This is a genomic window from Planomicrobium sp. CPCC 101079, from assembly GCF_007859275.1.
Taxonomy (GTDB): Bacteria; Bacillota; Bacilli; order Bacillales_A; family Planococcaceae; genus Planococcus.
Genome location: NZ_VOHC01000005.1, coordinates 63,661 through 84,524, shown reverse-complemented (window position 1 = coordinate 84,524; position 20,864 = coordinate 63,661). Strand labels below are relative to the sequence as shown.

Annotated in this window: 24 protein-coding genes; 5 read left to right on the top strand and 19 right to left on the bottom strand. The window is 47.0% G+C overall.

The window, feature by feature from the left end; all coding sequences use genetic code 11:
- Window positions 1–143 precede the first annotated feature (143 nt).
- The 3 genes from FQV28_RS02630 to FQV28_RS02620 are packed head-to-tail and all read right to left on the bottom strand — an operon-like array spanning window position 144 to window position 2,133.
- On the bottom strand, window positions 144–1,169 hold the full coding sequence (locus FQV28_RS02630) for an asparaginase (RefSeq protein ID WP_146494048.1): 1,026 nt from the start codon (window positions 1,167–1,169) through the stop codon (window positions 144–146).
- Window positions 1,166–1,702 carry a GNAT family N-acetyltransferase gene (locus FQV28_RS02625; RefSeq protein WP_146494047.1) on the bottom strand — a complete coding sequence of 179 codons (537 nt, stop codon included), beginning with the start codon at window positions 1,700–1,702 and terminating at the stop codon, window positions 1,166–1,168. Before FQV28_RS02625 ends, FQV28_RS02630 begins: the two co-directional genes overlap by 4 nt.
- Window positions 1,703–1,704: 2 nt before the next feature.
- Window positions 1,705–2,133, bottom strand: a complete 429-nt coding sequence (locus FQV28_RS02620; protein WP_146494046.1) for an ester cyclase — start codon at window positions 2,131–2,133, stop codon at window positions 1,705–1,707.
- A 141-nt stretch (window positions 2,134–2,274) separates the two neighbouring features.
- On the opposite strand from FQV28_RS02620, the gene FQV28_RS02615 reads away from it, so the two are divergent.
- On the top strand, window positions 2,275–2,784 hold the full coding sequence (locus tag FQV28_RS02615; RefSeq protein WP_146494045.1) for a GNAT family N-acetyltransferase: 510 nt from the start codon (window positions 2,275–2,277) through the stop codon (window positions 2,782–2,784).
- 40 nt (window positions 2,785–2,824) lie between these two features.
- Here FQV28_RS02615 and FQV28_RS02610 read toward each other — a convergent pair whose 3' ends face one another.
- The 7 genes from FQV28_RS02610 to FQV28_RS02575 all read right to left on the bottom strand — a co-directional run bounded on the left by FQV28_RS02610 (window position 2,825) and on the right by FQV28_RS02575 (window position 9,787).
- On the bottom strand, window positions 2,825–3,271 hold the full coding sequence (locus tag FQV28_RS02610) for a DUF4385 domain-containing protein (RefSeq protein ID WP_146494044.1): 447 nt from the start codon (window positions 3,269–3,271) through the stop codon (window positions 2,825–2,827).
- 432 nt (window positions 3,272–3,703) lie between these two features.
- Window positions 3,704–4,195, bottom strand: coding sequence for a GNAT family N-acetyltransferase (locus tag FQV28_RS02605; protein ID WP_146494043.1), 492 nt, complete (start codon window positions 4,193–4,195; stop codon window positions 3,704–3,706).
- 268 nt (window positions 4,196–4,463) lie between these two features.
- Window positions 4,464–5,447 carry an ornithine cyclodeaminase family protein gene (locus FQV28_RS02600; RefSeq protein WP_146494042.1) on the bottom strand — a complete coding sequence of 328 codons (984 nt, stop codon included), beginning with the start codon at window positions 5,445–5,447 and terminating at the stop codon, window positions 4,464–4,466.
- Between the two features lie 308 nt (window positions 5,448–5,755).
- The gene (locus FQV28_RS02590; protein WP_146494041.1) at window positions 5,756–6,196 is read right to left on the bottom strand and encodes a GNAT family N-acetyltransferase; all 441 of its coding nucleotides are present in this window, start codon (window positions 6,194–6,196) and stop codon (window positions 5,756–5,758) included.
- A 16-nt stretch (window positions 6,197–6,212) separates the two neighbouring features.
- Complete coding sequence (locus FQV28_RS02585) at window positions 6,213–6,617, bottom strand: VOC family protein (RefSeq protein ID WP_146494040.1); 405 nt, start codon at window positions 6,615–6,617, stop codon at window positions 6,213–6,215.
- A gap of 21 nt (window positions 6,618–6,638) precedes the next feature.
- Complete coding sequence (locus tag FQV28_RS02580; protein WP_146494039.1) at window positions 6,639–8,951, bottom strand: glycoside hydrolase family 3 C-terminal domain-containing protein; 2,313 nt, start codon at window positions 8,949–8,951, stop codon at window positions 6,639–6,641.
- A gap of 71 nt (window positions 8,952–9,022) precedes the next feature.
- Window positions 9,023–9,787 carry a class I SAM-dependent methyltransferase gene (locus tag FQV28_RS02575; RefSeq protein WP_146494038.1) on the bottom strand — a complete coding sequence of 255 codons (765 nt, stop codon included), beginning with the start codon at window positions 9,785–9,787 and terminating at the stop codon, window positions 9,023–9,025.
- Between the two features lie 113 nt (window positions 9,788–9,900).
- On the opposite strand from FQV28_RS02575, the gene FQV28_RS02570 reads away from it, so the two are divergent.
- Entirely contained in the window at window positions 9,901–10,452 is a 552-nt protein-coding gene (locus tag FQV28_RS02570; RefSeq protein WP_146494037.1) for an undecaprenyl-diphosphatase, read from the top strand.
- A 2-nt stretch (window positions 10,453–10,454) separates the two neighbouring features.
- A complete protein-coding gene (locus FQV28_RS02565) occupies window positions 10,455–10,997 on the top strand; it encodes a DUF402 domain-containing protein (RefSeq protein ID WP_146494036.1) in 543 nt (180 codons plus the stop codon).
- 123 nt (window positions 10,998–11,120) lie between these two features.
- On the opposite strand, the gene FQV28_RS02560 is transcribed toward FQV28_RS02565, so the two are convergent.
- Window positions 11,121–11,672 (bottom strand): GNAT family N-acetyltransferase, encoded by a 552-nt coding sequence (locus tag FQV28_RS02560; RefSeq protein ID WP_146494035.1) that lies wholly within the window; start codon window positions 11,670–11,672, stop codon window positions 11,121–11,123.
- Between the two features lie 149 nt (window positions 11,673–11,821).
- On the opposite strand from FQV28_RS02560, the gene FQV28_RS02555 reads away from it, so the two are divergent.
- Both FQV28_RS02555 and FQV28_RS02550 read left to right on the top strand, forming a co-directional pair.
- Entirely contained in the window at window positions 11,822–12,148 is a 327-nt protein-coding gene (locus FQV28_RS02555) for a four-helix bundle copper-binding protein (protein WP_146494034.1), read from the top strand.
- 96 nt (window positions 12,149–12,244) lie between these two features.
- Window positions 12,245–12,781, top strand: a complete 537-nt coding sequence (locus FQV28_RS02550) for a TVP38/TMEM64 family protein (protein WP_255472769.1) — start codon at window positions 12,245–12,247, stop codon at window positions 12,779–12,781.
- Window positions 12,782–12,784: 3 nt separating this feature from the next.
- On the opposite strand, the gene FQV28_RS02545 is transcribed toward FQV28_RS02550, so the two are convergent.
- From FQV28_RS02545 to FQV28_RS02510, 8 genes are all read right to left on the bottom strand, one after another.
- On the bottom strand, window positions 12,785–13,768 hold the full coding sequence (locus tag FQV28_RS02545) for a BadF/BadG/BcrA/BcrD ATPase family protein (RefSeq protein ID WP_146494032.1): 984 nt from the start codon (window positions 13,766–13,768) through the stop codon (window positions 12,785–12,787).
- Between the two features lie 278 nt (window positions 13,769–14,046).
- Entirely contained in the window at window positions 14,047–14,781 is a 735-nt protein-coding gene (locus FQV28_RS02540; RefSeq protein ID WP_146494031.1) for an SIS domain-containing protein, read from the bottom strand.
- Between the two features lie 18 nt (window positions 14,782–14,799).
- Window positions 14,800–15,537, bottom strand: coding sequence for a creatininase family protein (locus FQV28_RS02535; protein WP_146494030.1), 738 nt, complete (start codon window positions 15,535–15,537; stop codon window positions 14,800–14,802).
- A 13-nt stretch (window positions 15,538–15,550) separates the two neighbouring features.
- Window positions 15,551–16,543 carry a phosphotriesterase family protein gene (locus FQV28_RS02530; RefSeq protein ID WP_146494029.1) on the bottom strand — a complete coding sequence of 331 codons (993 nt, stop codon included), beginning with the start codon at window positions 16,541–16,543 and terminating at the stop codon, window positions 15,551–15,553.
- Window positions 16,544–16,613: 70 nt separating this feature from the next.
- Entirely contained in the window at window positions 16,614–17,909 is a 1,296-nt protein-coding gene (locus tag FQV28_RS02525) for a PTS ascorbate transporter subunit IIC (protein WP_146494028.1), read from the bottom strand.
- A 63-nt stretch (window positions 17,910–17,972) separates the two neighbouring features.
- Window positions 17,973–18,242, bottom strand: a complete 270-nt coding sequence (locus FQV28_RS02520) for a PTS sugar transporter subunit IIB (RefSeq protein WP_146494056.1) — start codon at window positions 18,240–18,242, stop codon at window positions 17,973–17,975.
- A gap of 2 nt (window positions 18,243–18,244) precedes the next feature.
- A complete protein-coding gene (locus FQV28_RS02515; RefSeq protein WP_146494027.1) occupies window positions 18,245–18,685 on the bottom strand; it encodes a PTS sugar transporter subunit IIA in 441 nt (146 codons plus the stop codon).
- A gap of 38 nt (window positions 18,686–18,723) precedes the next feature.
- Complete coding sequence (locus tag FQV28_RS02510) at window positions 18,724–20,832, bottom strand: BglG family transcription antiterminator (protein WP_146494026.1); 2,109 nt, start codon at window positions 20,830–20,832, stop codon at window positions 18,724–18,726.
- Between the last annotated feature and the right edge of the window lie 32 nt (window positions 20,833–20,864).

The window sequence follows — 20,864 nt, the reverse complement described above, 5'->3', positions numbered from 1 at the left end:
TGTTTTTTCGACTCGTGGCCAGCTAAATAATCGCGAACAGCCCGTACCTTCTTTTCAATCGTAAATTTCGTCATAGAAAAACTGCACCTCCATTGTTAGTTGTGTCTAACAATTTCGGTGCAGTTCATTTGACGGCTGTTTTTTCAGATAGACGCAGCAATGTTTTCTTTCAATGTAAACGCAGGGCTTAACTCGCCAATTTTCTCTTTTCGCGCGTTTTCAAGCGATGGGTAATGGTAGTTTCGCAATTGCTCTTTTTGTACCTCCGACAACAATCCAAGCTGTGACAGCACTTCAACCGCGACCGCTGATGTTGCCCGCGCATTGCCGTCTTCGATTTTCAATGCGATGCCGAGACCTGTTTCTTTGTCCCCGATGCAGTAAACGCCTTCTGCTCCCGCTTTGGCGAACATGCGGCCACCCATTACGCGCATGAAGTCTGTGCAAAATCGGTCCGTACCGCCGACCATCTCCGGTTCTGCCGCCATTGCTGTTGTGATTCTCTGGACCGCAGCCCGGCGTTTTTCCGGCAAGCTGCTTGGATCTGCCATTTTCGCAAAGCTGAGCGCCAAGTTTTCAATCGGCACACCGTGTACCGGTACGCCGCAGCCATCAACGCCGATGACGATTTTATCCGCCGGCACTTCCGTCAAATCACTGATTGCTTCTAAGATGCGCTGCTGTACCGGATGGCCGAGTTTGTAGTAGTCTTCGGTCGATTCATTCATATGCTTTGCGGTCGCAAGCATCCCGCTGTGTTTCCCGGAACAGTTGTTGTAAACCGCCGTAAGCGGTTCGCCTGATTTGATGAGCGCTTCATATGCCGCTTCCCATTTCGGGTTGTGCGTGCCGCATCGGAGATCGCCGATCGCCAGTCCCGTTCTTGTCAAGATGGCCTGCACCCGCTCGGTATGCTGGTCTTCCCCGTTATGCGAGGCGCACGCCAGCGATATGTCCGCGTTATCAAACCGGTAACGATCAGCCGCGCCTGTTTCCACAAGCGGAATCGCTTGCAGCGGCTTCATGGACGAACGGGCGTAAATCACTTTTTGCGGGTCGCCCAAGCTGTACAGCAATCCGTTTTTCGCATTGGCCACCGCGACATGGCCTCTATGCAGACTTTCCACAAGCGCGCCTCTTGTAACTTCCACCACTTTTTCTCCTGTCATCGGGCCACCTCTTCTTTTTTATTTCCAGCTAAGTTCCGATAGTACCTCAGCGAAATGTAATTTTCACCTTTACTATTTCCGTATCCCTGCTGTTCTTGTTGGAAGGCAAAGCCTTTTGCTTCGTAAAACGGAATGCCTTTTTGGTTGCCTTTCCCTACCGACACCCATTGTTCATGAGCGCCAAATTCTTCTTTCTGCTGCTTCGTGATCGCATCCAATAGCCGCGTTCCGATTCCTTCATTGCGCCGGTCGGGCTTCAGGTACAGCACGAACACTTCACCCGAACCCTCCCCGTTCATCCCTCCGCCTCCAGCGCCGACGACTTCGCCGCCATCTAGCGCGACGAAATAGCCGCCCCAATTCCGGTTGGTGTCCGTTACTTCACTTAAAACGCGTTCGCGGTTGTAGAACTCATCAATGACGCGTTCGATGTACTCCTTGCTGTGCGTTTCGCTGTAAGTCGCCCAGTATCCGGCAGCGCATACATCGATGATGCCTTGGACATGCTGTGGGCCTGCTTTGACAATTTCCATCGTCAAAACACCTCGTGCGTATCTTTCTTAAAAGCACCCAGCTCGTTCAAAATCGCGGCGTCGCTGTTTTCGCACCACAGTTCTTTCACACGTCCACCTTCGAACAGAAAAATCATCATGCCTGTTTCTTTCACCCGCTGATCGTTCGCTGGAATATCAAACCAGCCGCCTTTATACGTCATCCAGCCCGTATAGCGGACCGCCAGCTTGTTTTCTTGCTCGATGAAATCATTCAATTCCCACTCATCGTCATGGAAAACCGACCGGTACCACTCCATAAAACGCTTCATCGTTTCCCTTGGATTGTCGCCGATTCGTGAATGGTAAACAAAATCCTCTGTCGTCAATTCATCGATGACCTCGACATTTCCTTGCGTAAAATACTCATGAAACCATCTTTCCGCAACCATTTTCTTCTCTGGACTAATCATTAACCGCAACCTCCGCTGACAAAAAAAGAATTCAAATTGTTATGATAATTTTAATTCATCTTGCAGTAGAATGCACTTTATTTTTAGCCTCCCTAAATAATTTCATGTATACTCTTAATAAAAAAGACAAGTGGTGAAAGCATGATCAGGTTTGCGAATGGATTTGATGCAGAAGCAATTATGGACATTAACAGCGATATAACCCTGTCGGAGGAGACGACCAGGTTTTTTATTTCTTCTCCGGAAGAGTTGTCCTACAACCTCAATGAAGAAAAAGAAAAAATCGAAAAGACCCTTGCGAAAGGCAATTTGTTTGCGGTATATGAAGCTGAAGGAGAAGTGGTCGGCTATCTTGTTTTCAAACGGTATGAATACACCCGGTTGAATCATGCCGGATCTATGGGGATGGGCATTAAAGATGGCTATAGAAACCAGGGCATCGGTTCCCAGCTGATCAAGTTTCTGATTGATTGGGCCAAGCAGCAGGATGGTTTGGAGAAAATCTGCTTAGGCGTTGTTTCGGTTAATGAAAGGGCCATTAATGTCTACCAGCGGTTGGGCTTTGTCGAAGAAGGCAGACAGCGCAATCAGATTAAATATGAAGACGGCTCTTATAGCGACGATATCATGATGGCGTATACGCTCCACTAAAAGCGAAATGCCCCAGTCCTTTTGCGGCTGGGGCATTTTTTCATCCAAATTCTTTTTGATGCTTTTTCTTGCGCGCCAAATAATCCTGGTCTTCCCGGATCTCGTCCCACTTTTTTTTGAAGATTGCCGCCGACTCCGCTTTCACCGGATCAATATTGCGCTCCTTAATCGTGCCGTCCTCGTTGTATTTGCGGCCGCCTTTGTAATTCGTATAGCGCCGCGCGCGCGTATAGCCCATCTGGATAAACTTGCGCGCCATATCCATTCCCACAAAATCGTCCTGTTTTCGGTATTCTTCAAACATCTCATAAATCTTGTCGCACGACTCCTGCGCAATCTCCGGTGTCTTGAAACGCCAATGCGGCAAAATCTCACTCTTATACGGCTCTACAAGCAGCACTCCCTGCTCGCCTTTGCCCACCCGGTACAGCTCCGGATGTTTTCGCAAATCCAAGCTCTCATAATCCAAATCATAGTCAAATGCCATTCGTATGCACCCCTTTTGCTTGCTATACCCAGTTTTGGCGCAGAAAATGCGGAGTTGTTTACGCAGAAACATGGATTTGTCATGTAGAGGGCTTGGGGGTTCATGTAAGGCCTTGAAAATTTCATGAAGAAAATTTTCCAACCTAATCGCGCCTTCTTTAAGCGGCATCAAAGAAAAGGGCTGTTCGCCAAGGCGAACACCTTCCTTATTGTTGGTGAATTTTAATTTTGGAACGAGGCTTTTTTGGGAAAGTTATGTAGAACTAGGAAGAGTTCATGTAGAAAGCTTGGTTTGTCATCTAAAGACTCCAGGAGTTCATGTAGCCGCCCCGATACTCTATGTAAAACCCACTAAACTTCATGAAGAAAATATTTCCAGCCCACTTCCACACAAAAAAGCCGCTCCGCCTCAGCGGAACAGCTCCAATCTATCTTATACGATTTCCCAGTGAATCAATCCATCGGCCACATGTGTCCGCTTGAAACCGGACTTCTCCAGCACTTTGATTGAGGGTTGATTAGTTTCGAGGCAATTGGCGACGATTTTCGTGACCATTTCTTTTTGCTTCAGCCATTCGACCAGCCCTTTCACCATTTCCGATGCATAGCCTTTGTTGCGGAAACTTTCCGCAATGCCGTAGCCGATTTCAACCACACCGTTTTCATCCGGACCGCCTTTGCAGCCGATTTCGCCAACTAGCTGCCTTTCCTCCCAGTCGACCACGATGCGGCTCCACTGGCTCGCTTCCGGTGTATGTGTTAATGTCTCTTTTTTGGACTCCAGCATTTTTGCGAAAGCCGGGCTTGGCCATTCTTCAGGCACCCGGCTGCCGATCAAATCCTCTAATTCGTTTCTTCCGTTTAGAACAGCCTGTACTTGTTTGATTGTAAATGGCAATAAATTCAACCGTTCCGTTCTAATCATGTTGCTCCCCCTAGAAATAATGGTGTATAGAAAACTGTTCACCCAGGTGAGCAGCTCTGTGCTTTGTTGCCGTTTGTGGAGAGCCGTTTAGAAATGCGAGAAGTTTATGTAAAAAGTTCGATTCATCATGTAACCCCTTCAAAAGTTCATGTAAAACCGCAACACTTTCTGTAAAAACAAAAAACTTCATGAAGAAACTATCGGCAACCGCCCGCCTCAAATTTCTCTTAGAAAAACCATAAGCAACAGCGCTTGCGGTCTGCTTTCCTTACATCTCCACGTTCACTCCTGCGCCAATCAGTAGCGCTTTGGCGTACACGCCTTTGGCCACGGCCAAATCGAAATAAGCAGTGCCAACCGATTTGAAGAATGTGACCTCTTCATCTGATTGCCTTGCATGGCGATTTGCCACTGTGAGTTCGCTCAACGTCCCGTAAACTTGTTCAAATGACCAAGTTCCGTTTTTGGCGCTATGGATCAATTCGCCGGCTTCGCCTTTAACCCCGGCCAAGTCGTCGACGACAATTTTGTCGGCACGCGCCACCGTCGCCTCGTCCACTTCGCGCATGCGCGGCAAATAGGAACCGACTCCGTTGATGTGAGTTCCAGGCTGCAAATCGGCCCCATCGAAAACTGGCTCATTCGAACGAGTCGCACAACAAATAATATCCGCCTTTTTCACAGCTTTTGCAACATTGTTTTCCACTTCCCATGAAATTTTCACGCCAAAATCGTTCAGTTTCTCGCCAAAAGCCTGCGCTTTCGCTGGCGTTCGGTTCACGAGAATGATTTTTTCGATCGGCCGGACGGCGAGCACACCGAGCACTTGTTCAAATGCCATCGCCCCTGTCCCAATAACAACTAAGACCCGGCTTTCTTTTTTCGCCAGCAAATCGGTCGCGATGCCGCTGAGCGCACCGGTCCGGAGCCTCGTCAAATAGGAAGCGGCCATCATGGCAACATGTTCGCCGTTAGCAGCGTCCGTCAGCAAAATCATTCCTTGCGTCGTCGGTTTTCCTTGTGCCGGATTTTCCGGAAAAATCGTCACCACTTTGACGCCCGCCACATCACCGGCTAAATCGGCGCTTGGCATGTAAAGCGCCGACGCTTCCCGCTCGGGAAATTCGATGACTGTGCGATGCGGATTGGCGATTTTCTCTTGTTCTTTCGCTTTCAAAATGGTCCTGATATCCTCCATGGCGTCACTCATCTTGTACAATTGCTGAATCTGTTTTTCATTGATCATTAACATCCAATTCCTCCTAAATAAAAAGCTCTGTTAAAGAATAACGTTGAAAAATAGTGTCACATTAAAAAGTTAGGTTAAATAATATTGTTCATATTTCTATAATAACCAAAAAGGACAAAATTTTTGGCCGTTTAAGGTTCTTAACTCAACTACCCGGGGGAACGCTCTCAGCTTGCCGTGCAAGAATCTGTATTGTTCGACGCCAGCAAAAGGCATTATTGGGCAAACCATACCGAAAGCGACGTCCGCTTTTTAGTCGTGTCTTCCAAAAATCAAGAAAGCTTGAGGCAACTGCCTCAAGCTTTCTTGATTTATAAAAGCAATTCATACGAATAAAATTCATCATCCCGTCTATACCCCAGTTTCTCATACAGCCGCTGCGCCGAATGGTTGTCGAACGCTGTACTCAAATTCAAGCTTTTCGCGCCGGTTTCAAGTGCGAACTCTTTCGCTTTTTCCATGAGCATTTCGCCGACACCGCGTTTTCTTGCTTCCGCTGCAACGTATAAATCGTTCAAAATCCACAAACGCTTCATTGAAACCGATGAAAACATCGGGTAGAGCTGCGTGAAGCCTAAATAATCCTCGCCATCTGTCACCACAAAAATCACCGAGTCTTCGTTTTCCAAGCGCTGCTCTATGTAATTCCGGGCTGCATCCAAATCCGGTTCCTGCTTGTAAAACACCCGATACCCATCGAACAGTCGGGCCACCCCTTCTAAATTTTCCAATGATGCTCTTCCTGCTTGCATGCTCCATTCACTCCTTTCAAATTCCTTCTGTATTCATCAGCACAATTCGCCAGCCGTCCGGATCCTCAATCGTGATTCCCGATTTTTCCCAATATGGATTTTCCGGCGGGACCGGCCCGTACCCCATGGCGTTCAATCGTCCTGCTATCACTTCCACATCTGTCTTGTCCGGCAAATAAAAGACCAGCAGGTTATCTTTTGTCAGTGCAGGGCAAGGACTGCCGTCTTCATGCTGCGTGAATTCCAAATGGTATGAAGCATCCGGCAGTCCGACCATCAAGCCATCATATCCTGAATGCCCAGAAAAAGAACCGATTTTTCTCAAACCGATTCCTTCACAGTAAAAATATTCAATTTCCTTTAACTTGTTGGTCGGCCGTGCCACCCGGACCTCTGCAATTTTCATGTTCGTTGGCCACATATTCCCAGCCCCCATTAGCCTCTATCTCTTTTCAACGGTAGACCCGCCGTAGGTTTGCATTCGATTCAACTCATCGATAATATATTTCAGCTCTTCTTCGGTAATGCTTCCTTTGGTGAAGTAAACGAGCGCACGCAGCGGCATATTCTCGGCCAAGGCTTCCATCATTTCCGCCATTTCCTTGCTTTCATCCACTGAGTCGAGGAAAGTCGGTGTGCTGTTCATTTCTTTGATCAGCGCAGTTGCCGGTTCGGCCAAAAGCGGATCCGACATGAGTTCACCGATTGTTGTATTCCGGTTGATTTTTTGGTTGATCCGCACCGTGCTTTCAACGAATATTTTATGTTTTAGCTCGATTTCTTGCGAAGATTTTCCGATCAAAATTTCATAATCGCCCGTCTCCACGTGCCAATCCTTAATCTCGGTGTTGTAGTAAGCGAAAGCCCGTTTATCCAAAGTGAACTCGACCACTTGTTCTTCACCTGGCTGGAGCTCCACTTTTTCAAAACCTTTTAATTCCTTGAGCGGCCGGCGAATGGAACTTGCCAAATCACTTACGTATAATTGCACAATTTCTTTGCCGGCTCTGTCTCCGGTGTTTTTTACGGTCACGTGGACGGTCACGTTTTCAGTGTCTTTTATCGCTTCTTCACTGACGGTTAGATTGCTGTATTCAAATTCCGTATAGCTCAATCCGTAGCCGAACGGAAACAGCGGCGGCCGCTCTTTTGTATCGTAATAGCGGTAGCCGACGAAGATCCCTTCTTTGTACTCGACCATGTTGCCATCCCCTGGAAAATAAAGATAGGATGGGTTATCGCTTAATTTTATCGGGAAAGTCTCTGCCAATTTGCCGCTTGGATTGGCGTGGCCGAATAATACGTCTTTTAATGCGCTTCCCGCCGCCTGGCCGCCTAAATAGCCTTCCAATAAGCCTTTGGCATTATCCAGCCACGGCATTTCAACAGGCGCTCCGTTGCTCAGCACGACGACTAAATTCGGCTGCACTTTTGCAATTTCTTCGATTAACACGCGATGGTCATCCGGAATCCGCAAATGGGTCCGGTCATAGCCTTCGGATTCAAAATGGGCCGGCAAGCCGACCATCAAAACCGCACAATCCGCTTTTTTTGCAGTTTCAACCGCCTCTTCCATCAGCCGCGTATGAGGCAACTCCAGATTCAGGTCATAGCCTTCCGCATAGAAAAACTGGTCTTCCCCGCCTAGTTCACACGCCATCTCGTCGTAAAGATTATCGAGCTGCAGCGGATTAACGTGTGAGCTTCCCCCGCCTTGGTATCTTGGATTTTTCGCGAAGGCCCCAATTAACGCGATCTTTTTCTCTTTGGAAAGCGGCAGGATATCGTCTTCATTTTTCAATAACACCATGCCCTCAGTGGCCGCTTTTCTGGCAAGCTCATGATGCAGGCGCTGATTGAACTTCGCATCTTCTTTCTTATGGCCATCAGCGCGGAAGATTAACTTGAGCAGCCTTTCGACAGCGGTATCAAGCTGGGTGCTGGAAAGCCGTTCGTGTTCAATGGCATCCAGAATCTTCTTCTCCCCAAAACCCAAGCTGCATGGCATCTCCAGATCGAGCCCCGCGGCTAAGGCTTCGTGGCGTTCATCGATTGCTCCCCAGTCTGAAATGACGATGCCATCAAATCCCCATTCTTTTCGCAGCACCTCTTGCAGGAAAAAAGGGCTTTCTGACACAAATTCATAATTCACCCGATTATAAGAAGCCATAACGGTCCATGGTTTTCCATTCTTTACGGCTTTTTCGAAGCTTGCCAAGTAAATTTCCCGCAGCGCCCGTTCATCTATGATGGCGTTTGTTGTCATTCTCCGATGCTCCTGGTTGTTCGCTATATAATGCTTCAGCGACGTTCCGACCCCTTCGCTTTGAACGCCTTGGATATACGTGGTAGCCAATTCTGATGAAAGAAGCGGGTCTTCCGAATAATACTCGAAATTTCGGCCGCAAAGCGGGGAACGTTTAATATTAACGCCGGGTCCAAGAAGCACTCCAACTCCTTGCGCTTGCGCTTCCTTCCCAAGAGCCGCCCCTACCTCCCGCATCAATTGCTTGTCCCAAGAACTCGCAAGTGTCACTCCAGCAGGAAAACAAGTGGCCGGTGCGCTTGGCCCCAGCCCCATATGGCCGTCGTCGCCTTTCTGTATGCGCAAACCATGCGGACCATCGCCCGTACGGACGGTCGGGATCCCTAAACGCTCGATTCCTCTAAGACACCAAAAATCTGCACCAGTACACATGCTCACTTTTTCTCTCAAAGACATTTTTGATATCAAAGCTTGAATATCCCTCTCCATACTGAACAACCCCCTGCTACATGAATATGCTTCGAGAATGGTATTGTATATCGATTGGCTGTCAGCGCTTCTTATCCTTTTTTACTTGCCGCCGCTTCAAACGTGATTGTTTGTCCGGCACGGGTCGGGTATTCCCCGAACTTGTAATCTGCCGAGATAATGATATCCCTGAATCCAATATGCTCAAGAATCATCCGAAATTCTTCCACGCCGTACCAGCGCAGCGGATAACGTTCGAGTTCCGTCTGAATCAACTTGCCGTTCCGCCATTTTTCATAGCGAGCCTGGGAAATGCGGTATTGCTTGACGGGGTCCACTTCGACGATTTGAGATTCCAACGTGATGACATCGCCATTTTCCAAATCCCATTTCCGGATGGACGGCCTCCCAAGTTCGAGTTCGCCCGGCAAAAATACATCGACGATCAGCTTGCCCCCGTCCGCTAAATGGCGGCGGAAATTTTGCAGCGCTTGGAACGACTTTTCGCGCTCATGCAACAACAAAAATGTGCCTGTTGGAATCACGATGGCCCCGTATTCTTCATCGAGCGAGAAAGATTCCATCTCCGCTTCGAACAACTGCGGCGCAAGCCCTCTTTTCTGGCAATTTTCCCGGCAAATTGCCAGCATGTCCGAAGATACATCAAAGCCGTCCACTTGGAACCCTTTTTCCAATAGCGGCACAAGCAGCCGTCCTGTCCCAACGGCCGGCTCTAAAATACGCCCTGTGCAAGCCGCTAAACGTTCCGTATAATATTCTATATCTCCAAATGAACTGCCGACCGGTTTATCGCGATCGTAAACTTCCGATGACAAACTGCTGTAATACCCTAACAAGAAAGCTCCCCCTCTAACCTGACTAAATTTCGGATGATTCTGTCTATTAATAGATTATCCTCTTATTTTGTATGATTTTCCAGACATAACTCTAAAAAGGCGGTAGTTTCTTTATGTTATTTTCAGAACTTAATATCCACGCTTTCCGGGTGGTCAACGACCTCGGAAAAGCTTTTCCTGCACTCAATCCGGCGTTCGTTTTTATTGCGGAATTTTTTCTTTACTTAATGATTGTGCCGATTGGGCTGTTTTTATTTGTGCCGAAATTCCGCAACCGCCGGCTTGTTTTAGCGGCGCTTTTAACGGTGATTGCTGCTCTAATTTTGCGGATTGGTGTTGCTAAGCTGCATTCCAACCTTCAGCCGTTTGCCGAACTGCCGAACGTCAACCAGCTGGTTGAAAAAACAGTTGGAAATTCGTTTCCAAGTGACCACACCATTTTGTTCTTCTCGCTGTGCACGACGTTCGCTTTGTTTTCAAAGCGCTTCGGGTGGCTATGGATGCTGCTCGGCGTCTTAGTCGGCGTCTCCCGCATCTGGGTGGGTGTCCATTACCCTGCTGACGTCATTGCCGGGGCTTTGACCGCCATCGTTTCAGCGATTCTCGTCCACACGGCAATGGCAAGAATGAGCTTTGCCCAGCACACTGAAAGGGCTGGGAGGTAGCGATGGACTTGCTGATTTTTTGGAACCACATAGGAAGAGAACATGGCGGACTGGAGTATGCGCGGGACATCCGGAAAAATCGGGAGAGCGTCATCGAACGCTACCGTGATGAAAAAGAGCGCTATGCGCGGAATACAAAAAAACCGAATCGTTTTATCAGGTACAATGCTTCCACACTGGTCGAACTGCCTCCTCTTGAAAGCAATAGGAAATTCCTCATCATCTACTTGATCAAGGAAGGCCTGCAGTTCTCGCTGAATTTCAAGTCCAAACATCCGTGGTGGCTTATCGATGTCGTCGATATCAGGGAACTAAAACCGGATGTGTTTTGTGTCTACGATTTGTTTATCGATATTTCTGTCAGGCCCGATGGCAGCTACCAGGTTCTCGACATCGACGAATTTGAAGAGGCTGTCCGTTTGGGCATTCTGTCCGGCAACCAGGTCGCCCACAGCCTAAAAGCGTTCCACTCGGCATTGACCCAGCTTAATGAAGGAAACTTCCCGAACGGATTGCTGAAGGAGCTTGAGGAAAAATATATGTAAACAAAAACCAGCGGAGGTCGATTGGTTTTCTAGTTTGTTGAGAAACTCCAGTAATTGTTGGACGGCTATTCCGCTAGCCAGCTTTCTCGTCAATCTAAAAAAAGCAGCGGAAGTCCGCTGCTTTTACTTTTTACCTTTATTCCATTCTTCTGCAAGCACTCCGTACACCACGTGGTCGACGTAATGGTCATAAAGCCACTCGGCTTGCCGGATGGTGCCTTCTTCCGCGAATCCCAGGCGCTCAGGAATGGCACGGCTTTTTTTGTTTTCTGCAGCGACCCGGATTTCGACTTTGTTCATTTCCAGGATATTGATGGCATAGTCGGTCAACGCTTTTGCTACACGTGTCATGATGCCCTTGCCTTGAAAATCCTGTCCGAGCCAATAGCCGATCTTGGCGGTCTTGTTCGACTGGTTGATTTCGTTGAAGCCTGCGAGACCTGCAATTTCACCTTTATAAAGGATGACCGTGTTCATGCTTCTGCTTTCGACGAAATTCGTCCGGCCCATTTTGATAAAGTCTTCGGTATCTTCAGGTTTTTGCGTGTAATCCAGCCAAGGAAGCCATTCTTTCAGGTAGTCCCGCGATTGGTCGGTCAACTCGAAAATCCGTTTGGCGTCCCGCATTTCAACCAGCCGCAGGGATAAATCTTCATCAATCTTATGTATGAACACCAAAATCCCTCCTAATCTTTTATAGCTATCCTAGCATAACCGGTTCTCGCTCTAAATAATATTTTTCCTGCAAAGTGCTTGCTGTTTAGAACAAAAAGGAGCGGGAAGTTAAAGTATGTACTGAAAAATTTGAAATGGAGGTTTTTGGAATGGTTCCTGAACAGCAATTCGAATTTATTCAAAGCTTGCAAAATTGTATGGTGGCCTGCAACAATTGCTTCACCGCTTGTTTAGCTGAAGACGATGTCAAGATGATGGCGGAATGCATCCGTTTGGACCGTGAATGCGCGGACACGTGTGCGTTTTTGGCACAAGCTGTCTCGAGAAAATCGCCGTTTGTCTCAGAAATCGCTACTGTCTGTGCTTTGATTTGCGACGCCTGCGGCAATGAATGCAGAAAGCACGACCACGAACATTGCCAAATTTGCGCGGATGCTTGCTTTAAATGTGCAGAAGCGTGCAGAAGTATGATGTAATGGACTAAGGAAGCCAGTCGAGAATCGCCAGGATTGCGCAACAGCGGAAACTCGTCCGCTGTTGCGCAATCTTTTTTTAGAAAGGAACAAACTATGATGAGTTTACCGCTTGCTGCAGAGTTTTTCCTGCTGCTCTTACTGAATATGGCGATTGGCGCTTTCGGATTCATCCCGAGCTTTTTCGTGACGACGCTTAACATCAATTCGTTCGGCTTATTGGCCGGCACGTTTTTGTCGTTGTCCGGAGAAATCTTCGGTGCGATTCTTGGTTTTCACCTATACCGCCTAGGTTTTTCAAAACTGAATCCGGCATGGCGATCTCATCGTTTCTTTCAAACGCTGCAAAGCCAGCCGACCGGACGCGTCTTCTGGTCGGTCATCGGGTTCCGGCTGATTCCGTTCGTGCCATCCGGGCTGGTTACCGCTGGCGCTTCGTTGACCGCTATATCCGCCTGGCGCTTTGCGCTTGCAAGCACCATCGGCAAGGTTCCAGCCGTCTTTTTGGAAATCGCCGCTGCTTACGGCTATACGCAAAACGTCTCCGCCAATTACCAGTTCGGCATCCTTGCGGCGGTCCTAGTCCTTTCCTTGGCCATTTGGCTGTTAAAGAAATGGAAAACCGGCTCCCGTTAAGTCCTAAACGTTCACTTCCTGATCAATCTGTTCATTGATCCGGCGGACAAATGTATCTGCCGGCGCCATTCCTTGCGATTTCAATCCGGCGACAACTGCCCCTGCAACTGGGGCAATCTGCGTCGGCCGGAAATTGACGTTCGGCAGCGTATCTTTTGCCAATCCATTAAATATGCTGCTGAACAGCGGCCAATCGGAAAAAACGCCGCCTGCCAGAATAATGGTTGTTGGATGATCTGGTTCAAACAATTGCCGGTGGCACGTTTCGATGCTCTGAAGCATTTCTTCACACGCATTAACCAAGATGCGCTGTGCAATTTCATCTGAAGCACCCGCTTCTTCCACAACCAATGGAGCTAGCGGCGCAATCACAGCACGTGCATATTCCTGGCCGTAAACTTGGTTAATGATTTCCGTTACTTCTTCGACCTGAAAATGCTCCAATAGCCTGCCTGTCAGTGAAGTTGCCGAACCCCGCAAATCGTATTCCTTGAAAACCGCCCGGAGCGCCGCTTTGCCGATTGCAAAACCGCTTCCCCCTTCATCAAACAAAAAGCCCCATCCTCCTGCCCGGACTTCCTTCTGCTGTTCATTGATGCCAAACGTGATGGCGCCTGTCCCTGAGATCTGGACGATGCCCGCTTCGCCGACTGTACCGGAATGCAAGGCATTGATGGCGTCATTTTGGACAATCAATATCGCATCTTCGGGCAAAAAGCCTCTCAGCAATTCGCTCACTTCCGCCGTCCGCCGGCTTTCATCGACTCCCGCAATCCCAGCGAAACAGACAGCGATTTGCTTGTAAATTTCTTCGTTTTGCCGTTTCAATCCAAGCAACAAATCTTTCATTACTTGTTCGAATCCCCGTTGTGACAATGTATTGGGGTTGCTTCGGCCAGTGGCTACTTGCATATAGATATTCCCTTTTTCATCCGCCACAATTCCAGACGTTCTTGTGCCTCCACCGTCAATCCCTAATACATACATCTTGCTGCTCCCACCTTTTTTGTTCTTGTAATTGAATAAAGCGCTACCGAGATTCTACCATTATACTGGTTATCAATGGAATTTTAAAAGCCCGCAGCCGGAATTTTCCGGTGCAGGCTTTACAGGCATGATGTGTTCAAGATAAAGAGCTGGAAATGCGAGCCCTTTCCTGCGGGCGAACCTCTGGCCTCCTCGTCCGTTCAAAAGCACGGCTGCAGGGTCCCGACCATTCGCGTTTCCACGGGTGTGGCGCGATTCCCATTTAGTTTTATATAGACTTAAGACAATAATGGAATCCGCCCCTGGTATCTTTCCACAAGCGCATTGTTGTGGCCGTCGGCTCCGTCGATATTGCCGCTGAGGAAAATCGGCGGTTCCACGCCGCTGTCCGCCAGTATTTGAATCCCTTCCGCAAAGATCGCATTCAGAATCACAGCACCGACGACTGTGGAAGTCGGACCAAACGGCACTTTCACTTTCTCGTAAGACAAAATGGCATCACCGCTCACCGAATGATTATCGATGACGAGATCCACCGAGTTGAATAAATACTTGCCGCTCGTATGGCGCGATGGTTGGCTCTTAGAATATTCCAGTGAAGTCAGTCCGATGACATACGCCCCTTTTTCACGGGCAAATTGGGCCACATCAACCGGCACCGGGTTGCGTCCTGAAGTCGACAAGACAAACACCACGTCTTCTTCCCGGAAATCCTGTTCGTTCAAAAAGCTTTCAGCGTATTGATTTTTTCGTTCCAATTGCGAAGAAGTCAATGCGCCTTCGTGCAGCATTAGCGGTTCCACAAAAATCGGCTTCATCGGGACCAAGCCCCCCGCCCGGTAGAACACTTCTTCCGTTAAAATATGCGAATGGCCACAGCCGAACAATTGGATGATGCCGCCCCTTTGAATCGCCTCTGCCACTTTCCGGGCTGCTTCCAGCATATTTGTTTTTTCGGTTTTTTCTACTAGCTCAATCCGTTCTTTTGCTCGTGCGAAATAATCGTTCAGCATTCCATCAGCTCCCGTTTTTCAATTCTGCTTGAATTCAGCTTTCATTTCATTGATCAGTGCCACCATGTTTTCAAGCGCCACGCTAATGATTTTTTCACCTTTTTCTTTTGTCGCGAGTTTCGCGTCTCCAAGAACCGCTGAATCCGTAAATTCTTCCCAAGGGGTCGGGGTAATATCAGCGCTTGGCGGAATAACCGGTATATCCGTAATCGCTTTCGACATATCAACATACTCCTCCGCCAAGTAAAGCATATAAGACGTCTCAATTTCACAGGCATGAAAATAACTTGCATGCGCCGATTGGGTTTCCCTCACTTCGTCGGTCACCTTTTTGACTCCTGGATAAAACAAATAAAGCACTTTGAGTTCCGGAATTTCACTGTACAGCTTTCTGGCTGCTTCTTTTAGCGCAACAGCATTGCCTAAATGGCCATTGACCATCACGAACATACTGAAACCTTGCTGATGCAGTGAAACTCCAATATCCACCAATATACTAATTAACGATTCATTGCTGACATTAATGCTCCCGGGAAAGTTTTTCAAGCTCCAAACTTGTCCATAAGGCAGCGTGGGCAACACAAATGCCCCAGTTTTTTCAGCAACTTTTGCGGCTAAGCTTTCCGCAAGATAATTATCTGTTCCCAAAGGAAGATGCGGACCATGCGCTTCAACGGCGCCAATTGGCAAAATCGCCACACCGCTCTTTTCAATCTTCCCTTTCACTTCAAATGAATTTTCATTTTGGAAAATCAAAGCGGGCCACCTCCTATTTATTAAACGTAAAGCATCGCGCCGGATTTTCGTCAAAGAATTTATGGGCTAGTTTTTCGCCGTCAAACCCTTGGCGGTTTGCGTCATCGATAAATCTTGGAACCCATTTCGCTATAATGTATTCCAGTCCAAGCCCATAATCATAATGTTTGTAATAGGTTTTCCGGGCAGTGTCTCCGCTGACAAGGATTTGATTTTCATAACCTTTCTTAACTAGTTCCAAAATGCATTGGATCCGCGTGCTTTCCGGTGCGTATTTAATTTTTGCGATTCCGTCAAAACTCAAGTAAGCACCTGTTTTAGCCACTTGTTCATGATAATAAGGATCTGGGTTTCGATCCATATGGCCAAAACTCATATAAGAAAGGTCGACACCTTCGCTTTGCAGCAATTCAATTTGTTCCAATCCCATGGTACCTGCTTCAGTATGGGAATGCAGCGGCGCTTTTGTTTCCAAATGTGCTCTTGCCACGGCTCGCAGCGTTTTTTCTTCAAGCGGAGTAATGCGGTTATAGCCTGTCCCAAATTTCACTTGCCCTGCTTTATACGGCGTTCCTTCTAAACCTTCCTCTACTTCTTTGATGACAAAATCGGTCAATTCGTTGATGCTTTTTGTTTCAATCCAATCGCTGTACGTCCGGTAGTCGCCTAATACCGGTTTCAATTCTGCTTTAATATTAGCGTCCCATAAAAAGCTTTTATTAAAACCTGCTGTGCCAACAATGTGAATGTCCAGTTCTTCCGAGATTTCTTTAACTGCTTGAACGTCCCGGCCGTAATCGATTGCGGTCGCATCTACAATCGATCGGCCGCCGTGATTTTTAAAATCCAAAACATCGAGTTTTGATTTTTCTTTGTCATCCAGCAATAAATCATCCGCGTTTTTCTCTACCCAGTAAGCCGGCCTGCACACAATGTGTTCATGAGAATACGTAAATCCCAGTTCTTCTGGCTTAATGTCTCCGCGCAGCGTTCGTATAAAACTCATAATTAGCCTCTCCTTTTATCGTCATAAGTAATAAGAAAAAGAGGCAGAGAAGCGCCTCTTTATGCATTTATTATAAGAATAGTTGAGCCAGCAAACGGATGACCGGACCTAATATGAACATATCTGAATCCGCCGCCCACATTGCCGTGTCAGGAATGGTTCCGGCAAGCAGCATTTTCACTGCCAGGAACTGGCCCCAGGCAACAACCGTCGCTGTGATAAAACCGCCCATAATTGCACCGCGTACGCCTCCAGTCAAATTCCCGAAGACGCCTGCAGAAGCAGAATGGAAGAACAAAACGATCATTGTGGGAACAAAAACATAGCCTACTGTATTGCCCAAAATGACGAGCCATATAAGAGCGCCTACAAATGCGCCCAAAAACCCGAGAATAACTGCGTTTGGAGCATATGGGAAAACAATCGGGTTGTCGAGTGCCGGTCTTGCACCCGGTACGATTCTTGTGGCAATCCCTTTAAAGGCTGGCACAATTTCCCCGATAAACATGCGAACTCCGGTCAAGACAACAGCAATCCCCGCTGTGAAAGTGAACGATTGAATAATCGCATAGACAATAAAGTTTTGGTTTCCTGAACTGGCCAGCAATTCTTGTGCCCCCGGGGTGTCTTTAAAGGAAATGATGATAGCCCCGCAAAGAAACAATAATCCCATTGTTAATGCAGTGATGACATTGGAGTCCCGAAGAAATTCCAAGCCTTTTGGAAGCTTTATTTTTTCGGAGTCATTTTCTTTGTTGCCCCAAAGTTTTCCTCCCCATGCGGAAAGAAGCGCAACAGAAGCAGACGTGTGGCCCAACGCGATATTGTCATTGCCCACTATTCTGCGCATGAACGGTTGCGTCAGCGCTGGCTGGACTGTCCAATAAATTCCCATGATAAGGGACAAGAAAATAACCAGGCGCCAAAACGAAACATCTGGCGACGTATGGACAGCGATCCCGGCAAAGATTGTGGTTGTCCAAAACATCATATGGCCCGTCAAATAAATGTATTTCAATTTAGTGAAGCGCGCCAAGAGTACGTTGATCAAAAATCCAAGAGTCATGGCCAGTGTGACAGCGCTTCCATATTCAGTGTTGAATAACTCTTGCCCCATGTATTGGCCTAGTGAATCTCCTGTAAGGTTAAACACTTCTTTCCATAATGGTTCAAAAACGGTCAACGCCCCGACGATAATCGCAGCGCCGGCACTGATGATCAAGAACCCAATGATCGCCTTGAAAGTTCCGCTAATTCGTTGACTGACTGTTTTTTTCTGAAGCAGCAAACCGATCAAGACAATAATCCCTAGCAATATAGCGGGCGTCCCAAATACGTTATCCGCCAACCAAAAGATAATATCCATTGTTATTTCCCCTTTTCCGTTTATCCTGCCTTTCTATTCACAACTGCATTCTCTTCTGGATCTTTACTGTTCAATATTGTTGTCAATTGCTTCATTGATTTCAGTCATGTCGAAATAATTGTTTACAATAATGATTTTTCCAGTATGCCCTTGTAAACTTTCCGCGAGTTCGTTGCTTGTGAAGATGTAGTCAGCGTCCATGCTTGAAGCTGCTGACACGTCAATATGCTCAACGTCAGCCGTTATTCCTTTTTCACCGAGTGCTTGTTCAACGTTCATCCGTAAAATCAAACTTGTTCCTTGCCCTAATCCGCATACACATAAAATTTTCAACATTATTCATTCCTCCCAATCAATGTTTGTATTTCTTCATAGCTTGTTACTTGCTTTAACTTTTCGACATGAGCCGGATTGTTCAGCAGCATAACCAATTGCTTCATCAATAGTAGATGTTCATCGCTTGAGGATGCCCCTAAAGCAAAAACCAATTGAACAGGATCGTTTGCCTCACTTCCGAAAGCGATTGGCTTTTGGAGTCTGACAAAGGATGCCGATGCTTCTTTTACCCCATCTTCCGGTCTGGCATGCGGCATTGCAATTTGAGGCGCTAGAACAAAGTAAGGGCCATTCTTTTGATAAGACTCAAGCATGGCGTCTACATAACGAGGCTCAGTAAGTTCTTCAGAAACAAGCAGGCCGCCGGCTACACGTATGGCTTCTTCCGGTGAACTCACGTCAACATCTAAAGCGATAAGGTTTCTCTCCAAAAACTTCATATCCATATTCCTTTCTGTGATTCATGTAGTCGGAGCTTTTAATGCGAATGGGCTAGGAGAAGCCCATGAATTTCGTCAGGCGAATTTGCGGCTAGAAACCCCTCTTTAACCTCTGCATCGTTCAGTATTTTCACCAATTGGCCAAGCGCTTTCAAGTGGCTGTCCCCATCAATAGCGGCTAGTACAATAATTAAATGGACGAGATGCTTTTCTTGATTTGAAAAAGAAATACCTTGCTCGACACGCAGCAAACTCATCCCGATTTTCTTTACACCGTCTTGAGGCCGTGCATGCGGAATCGCCACTTTTGGCGAAATGACAATATATGGGCCCATAGTGTCAACAGCGTGGACCATGGCTTGAACATATCCTTCGCTAATGAAATCGCCTTTTAATAAAGGGGCGGCTGCCTGACGTATGCCTTCCCGCCAATCCGCTATGGCTTTCACTGTCTGGATATGTTCTTTTCGCAGCAAGGCCCCCAATTCAGGCTTAGTTGCTTCGGCAGTACGTTGCGGCTGATAAAAATATTGGCGCAACTCCCGCTCAAGATTTTGGATGTCTTTAATATCTGCGTAATTACGCACAATGTCTAAGACAGCTTCTACTGAACTACGCGGCTGAGGCACCGTCTCCATCAAGGCATTCACTTTTTTTAAAAGACTTTCTTTTTCCGCTTCCGCCAAAATCGGGTTTACGACAAACACCGGACGTTCTTTTTCAGCAATGGGAATCGTTGAAATGATAAAATCGGCATCGCTTTGATCTTTTTCATAATCGCGCATGGAAACGCAGCCAATGATGTCTACTGTTGAAAATAGCTCCTCGAGCTGATGCTGAAGCAGCCGGGATGTGCCGACTCCAGAAGTGCAGACAAGGAGGGCTTTTTTTCTGCTTGCAGGCTTGACTCCTGTTCTCTCTAGCCAACCTCCAAAATGAGCAGCAATCAGTGCAATCTCGTTATCGTTTATCGGCTTCTCCGTCGCCCGTTCCAAGTGAATGGAAACTTTCTTGCTGAGTTGAAAAATATCAGGGTATTTTTCCTTGATGGAATCGGTCATACTGTCTTCTGCTTCGATTCCATAAAGGACACGATAGTAAGCCGGTTTTACATGAAGCAGCAAGTTGGCTTCAACTTCCTGGCGATTTTCAAACAAGATGCAGGCATACTTTTGAAAATCAGTAACCATGTCTGAAACTATCTTGGCCAGTATTTTCGAATCTTGATTGCTTCCACTTTCAAGCCGGAGCTCTGAAAACTGGACCCTAGAACTCAAAAGGTGCTTGGTGATGTAGAAAATTTCATCCTCCGGAAACTCCACTTCCAATATGAGAGTTAATTCTTCACTAATCTTTTGAGCTGCTTTATATTCCTTTAAGTCACTTAGCACCTTTTTTTCAATTTCATCCACTTCGACTTTTTGGCCCTGTGCAAGCCTCCTGCCGAAAAGCAGCAGCCGGAAAGAAAAACTGTGAAGAAATTCATCGGTGAACTGGACATTCAGTTCCTGTTCGCTTTCTGACACAATGCGCTCGACTGCCAGCAGTTTCTCAAACCCTAAAAAATCCAGGCTGTCATTGTTGGATAAAATGGCTGGAAGCTGCACCAGCAAGTTTTGCCAGCTTCGCTTTGGCAACGCATGTTCCAGGTAAAAAACAAGGGCTTTTCTCTTGTCTTCTTCTTTCCCTATCAGCACATAACCCGATTTCCGGTCGAATTCCAACTGGAGATTGAATCGTACCAGCTCTTTTTTTAAGGCTTTTATATCGTTGATCGTGGTATTTCTGCTAACCCGCAATTTTTCCATCAGATTTTCCAAATACATCGGCTTATTTCGGGTCATCAAGTAAATGGTCAGCCAAGCTTTTCGTTCTTTTCCAGAATATTCGTAATGCCAACTTTTCAAGACGCCCAACTTCTCTGGAATATGGCTTGCCGCCACTTTTTCCAGATGAAAACCCGCAGATCTCACATGCTGAACAGCCGGCAGATTATTGTCTTTTAACCAGCTATTTATCTTATCAATGTCGTAATAGATGGTTCGACGTGAAATGTTAAATTTCTCTGTTATTTCTTCGAGTGGAACATATCCTTGCGTTTGCGCCAAATAAGATAACAAAGCGTGGCTCCTTTGATCCAAGGCCATTTTTAACTACCTCCTTTCTTCATAAAAGTGCA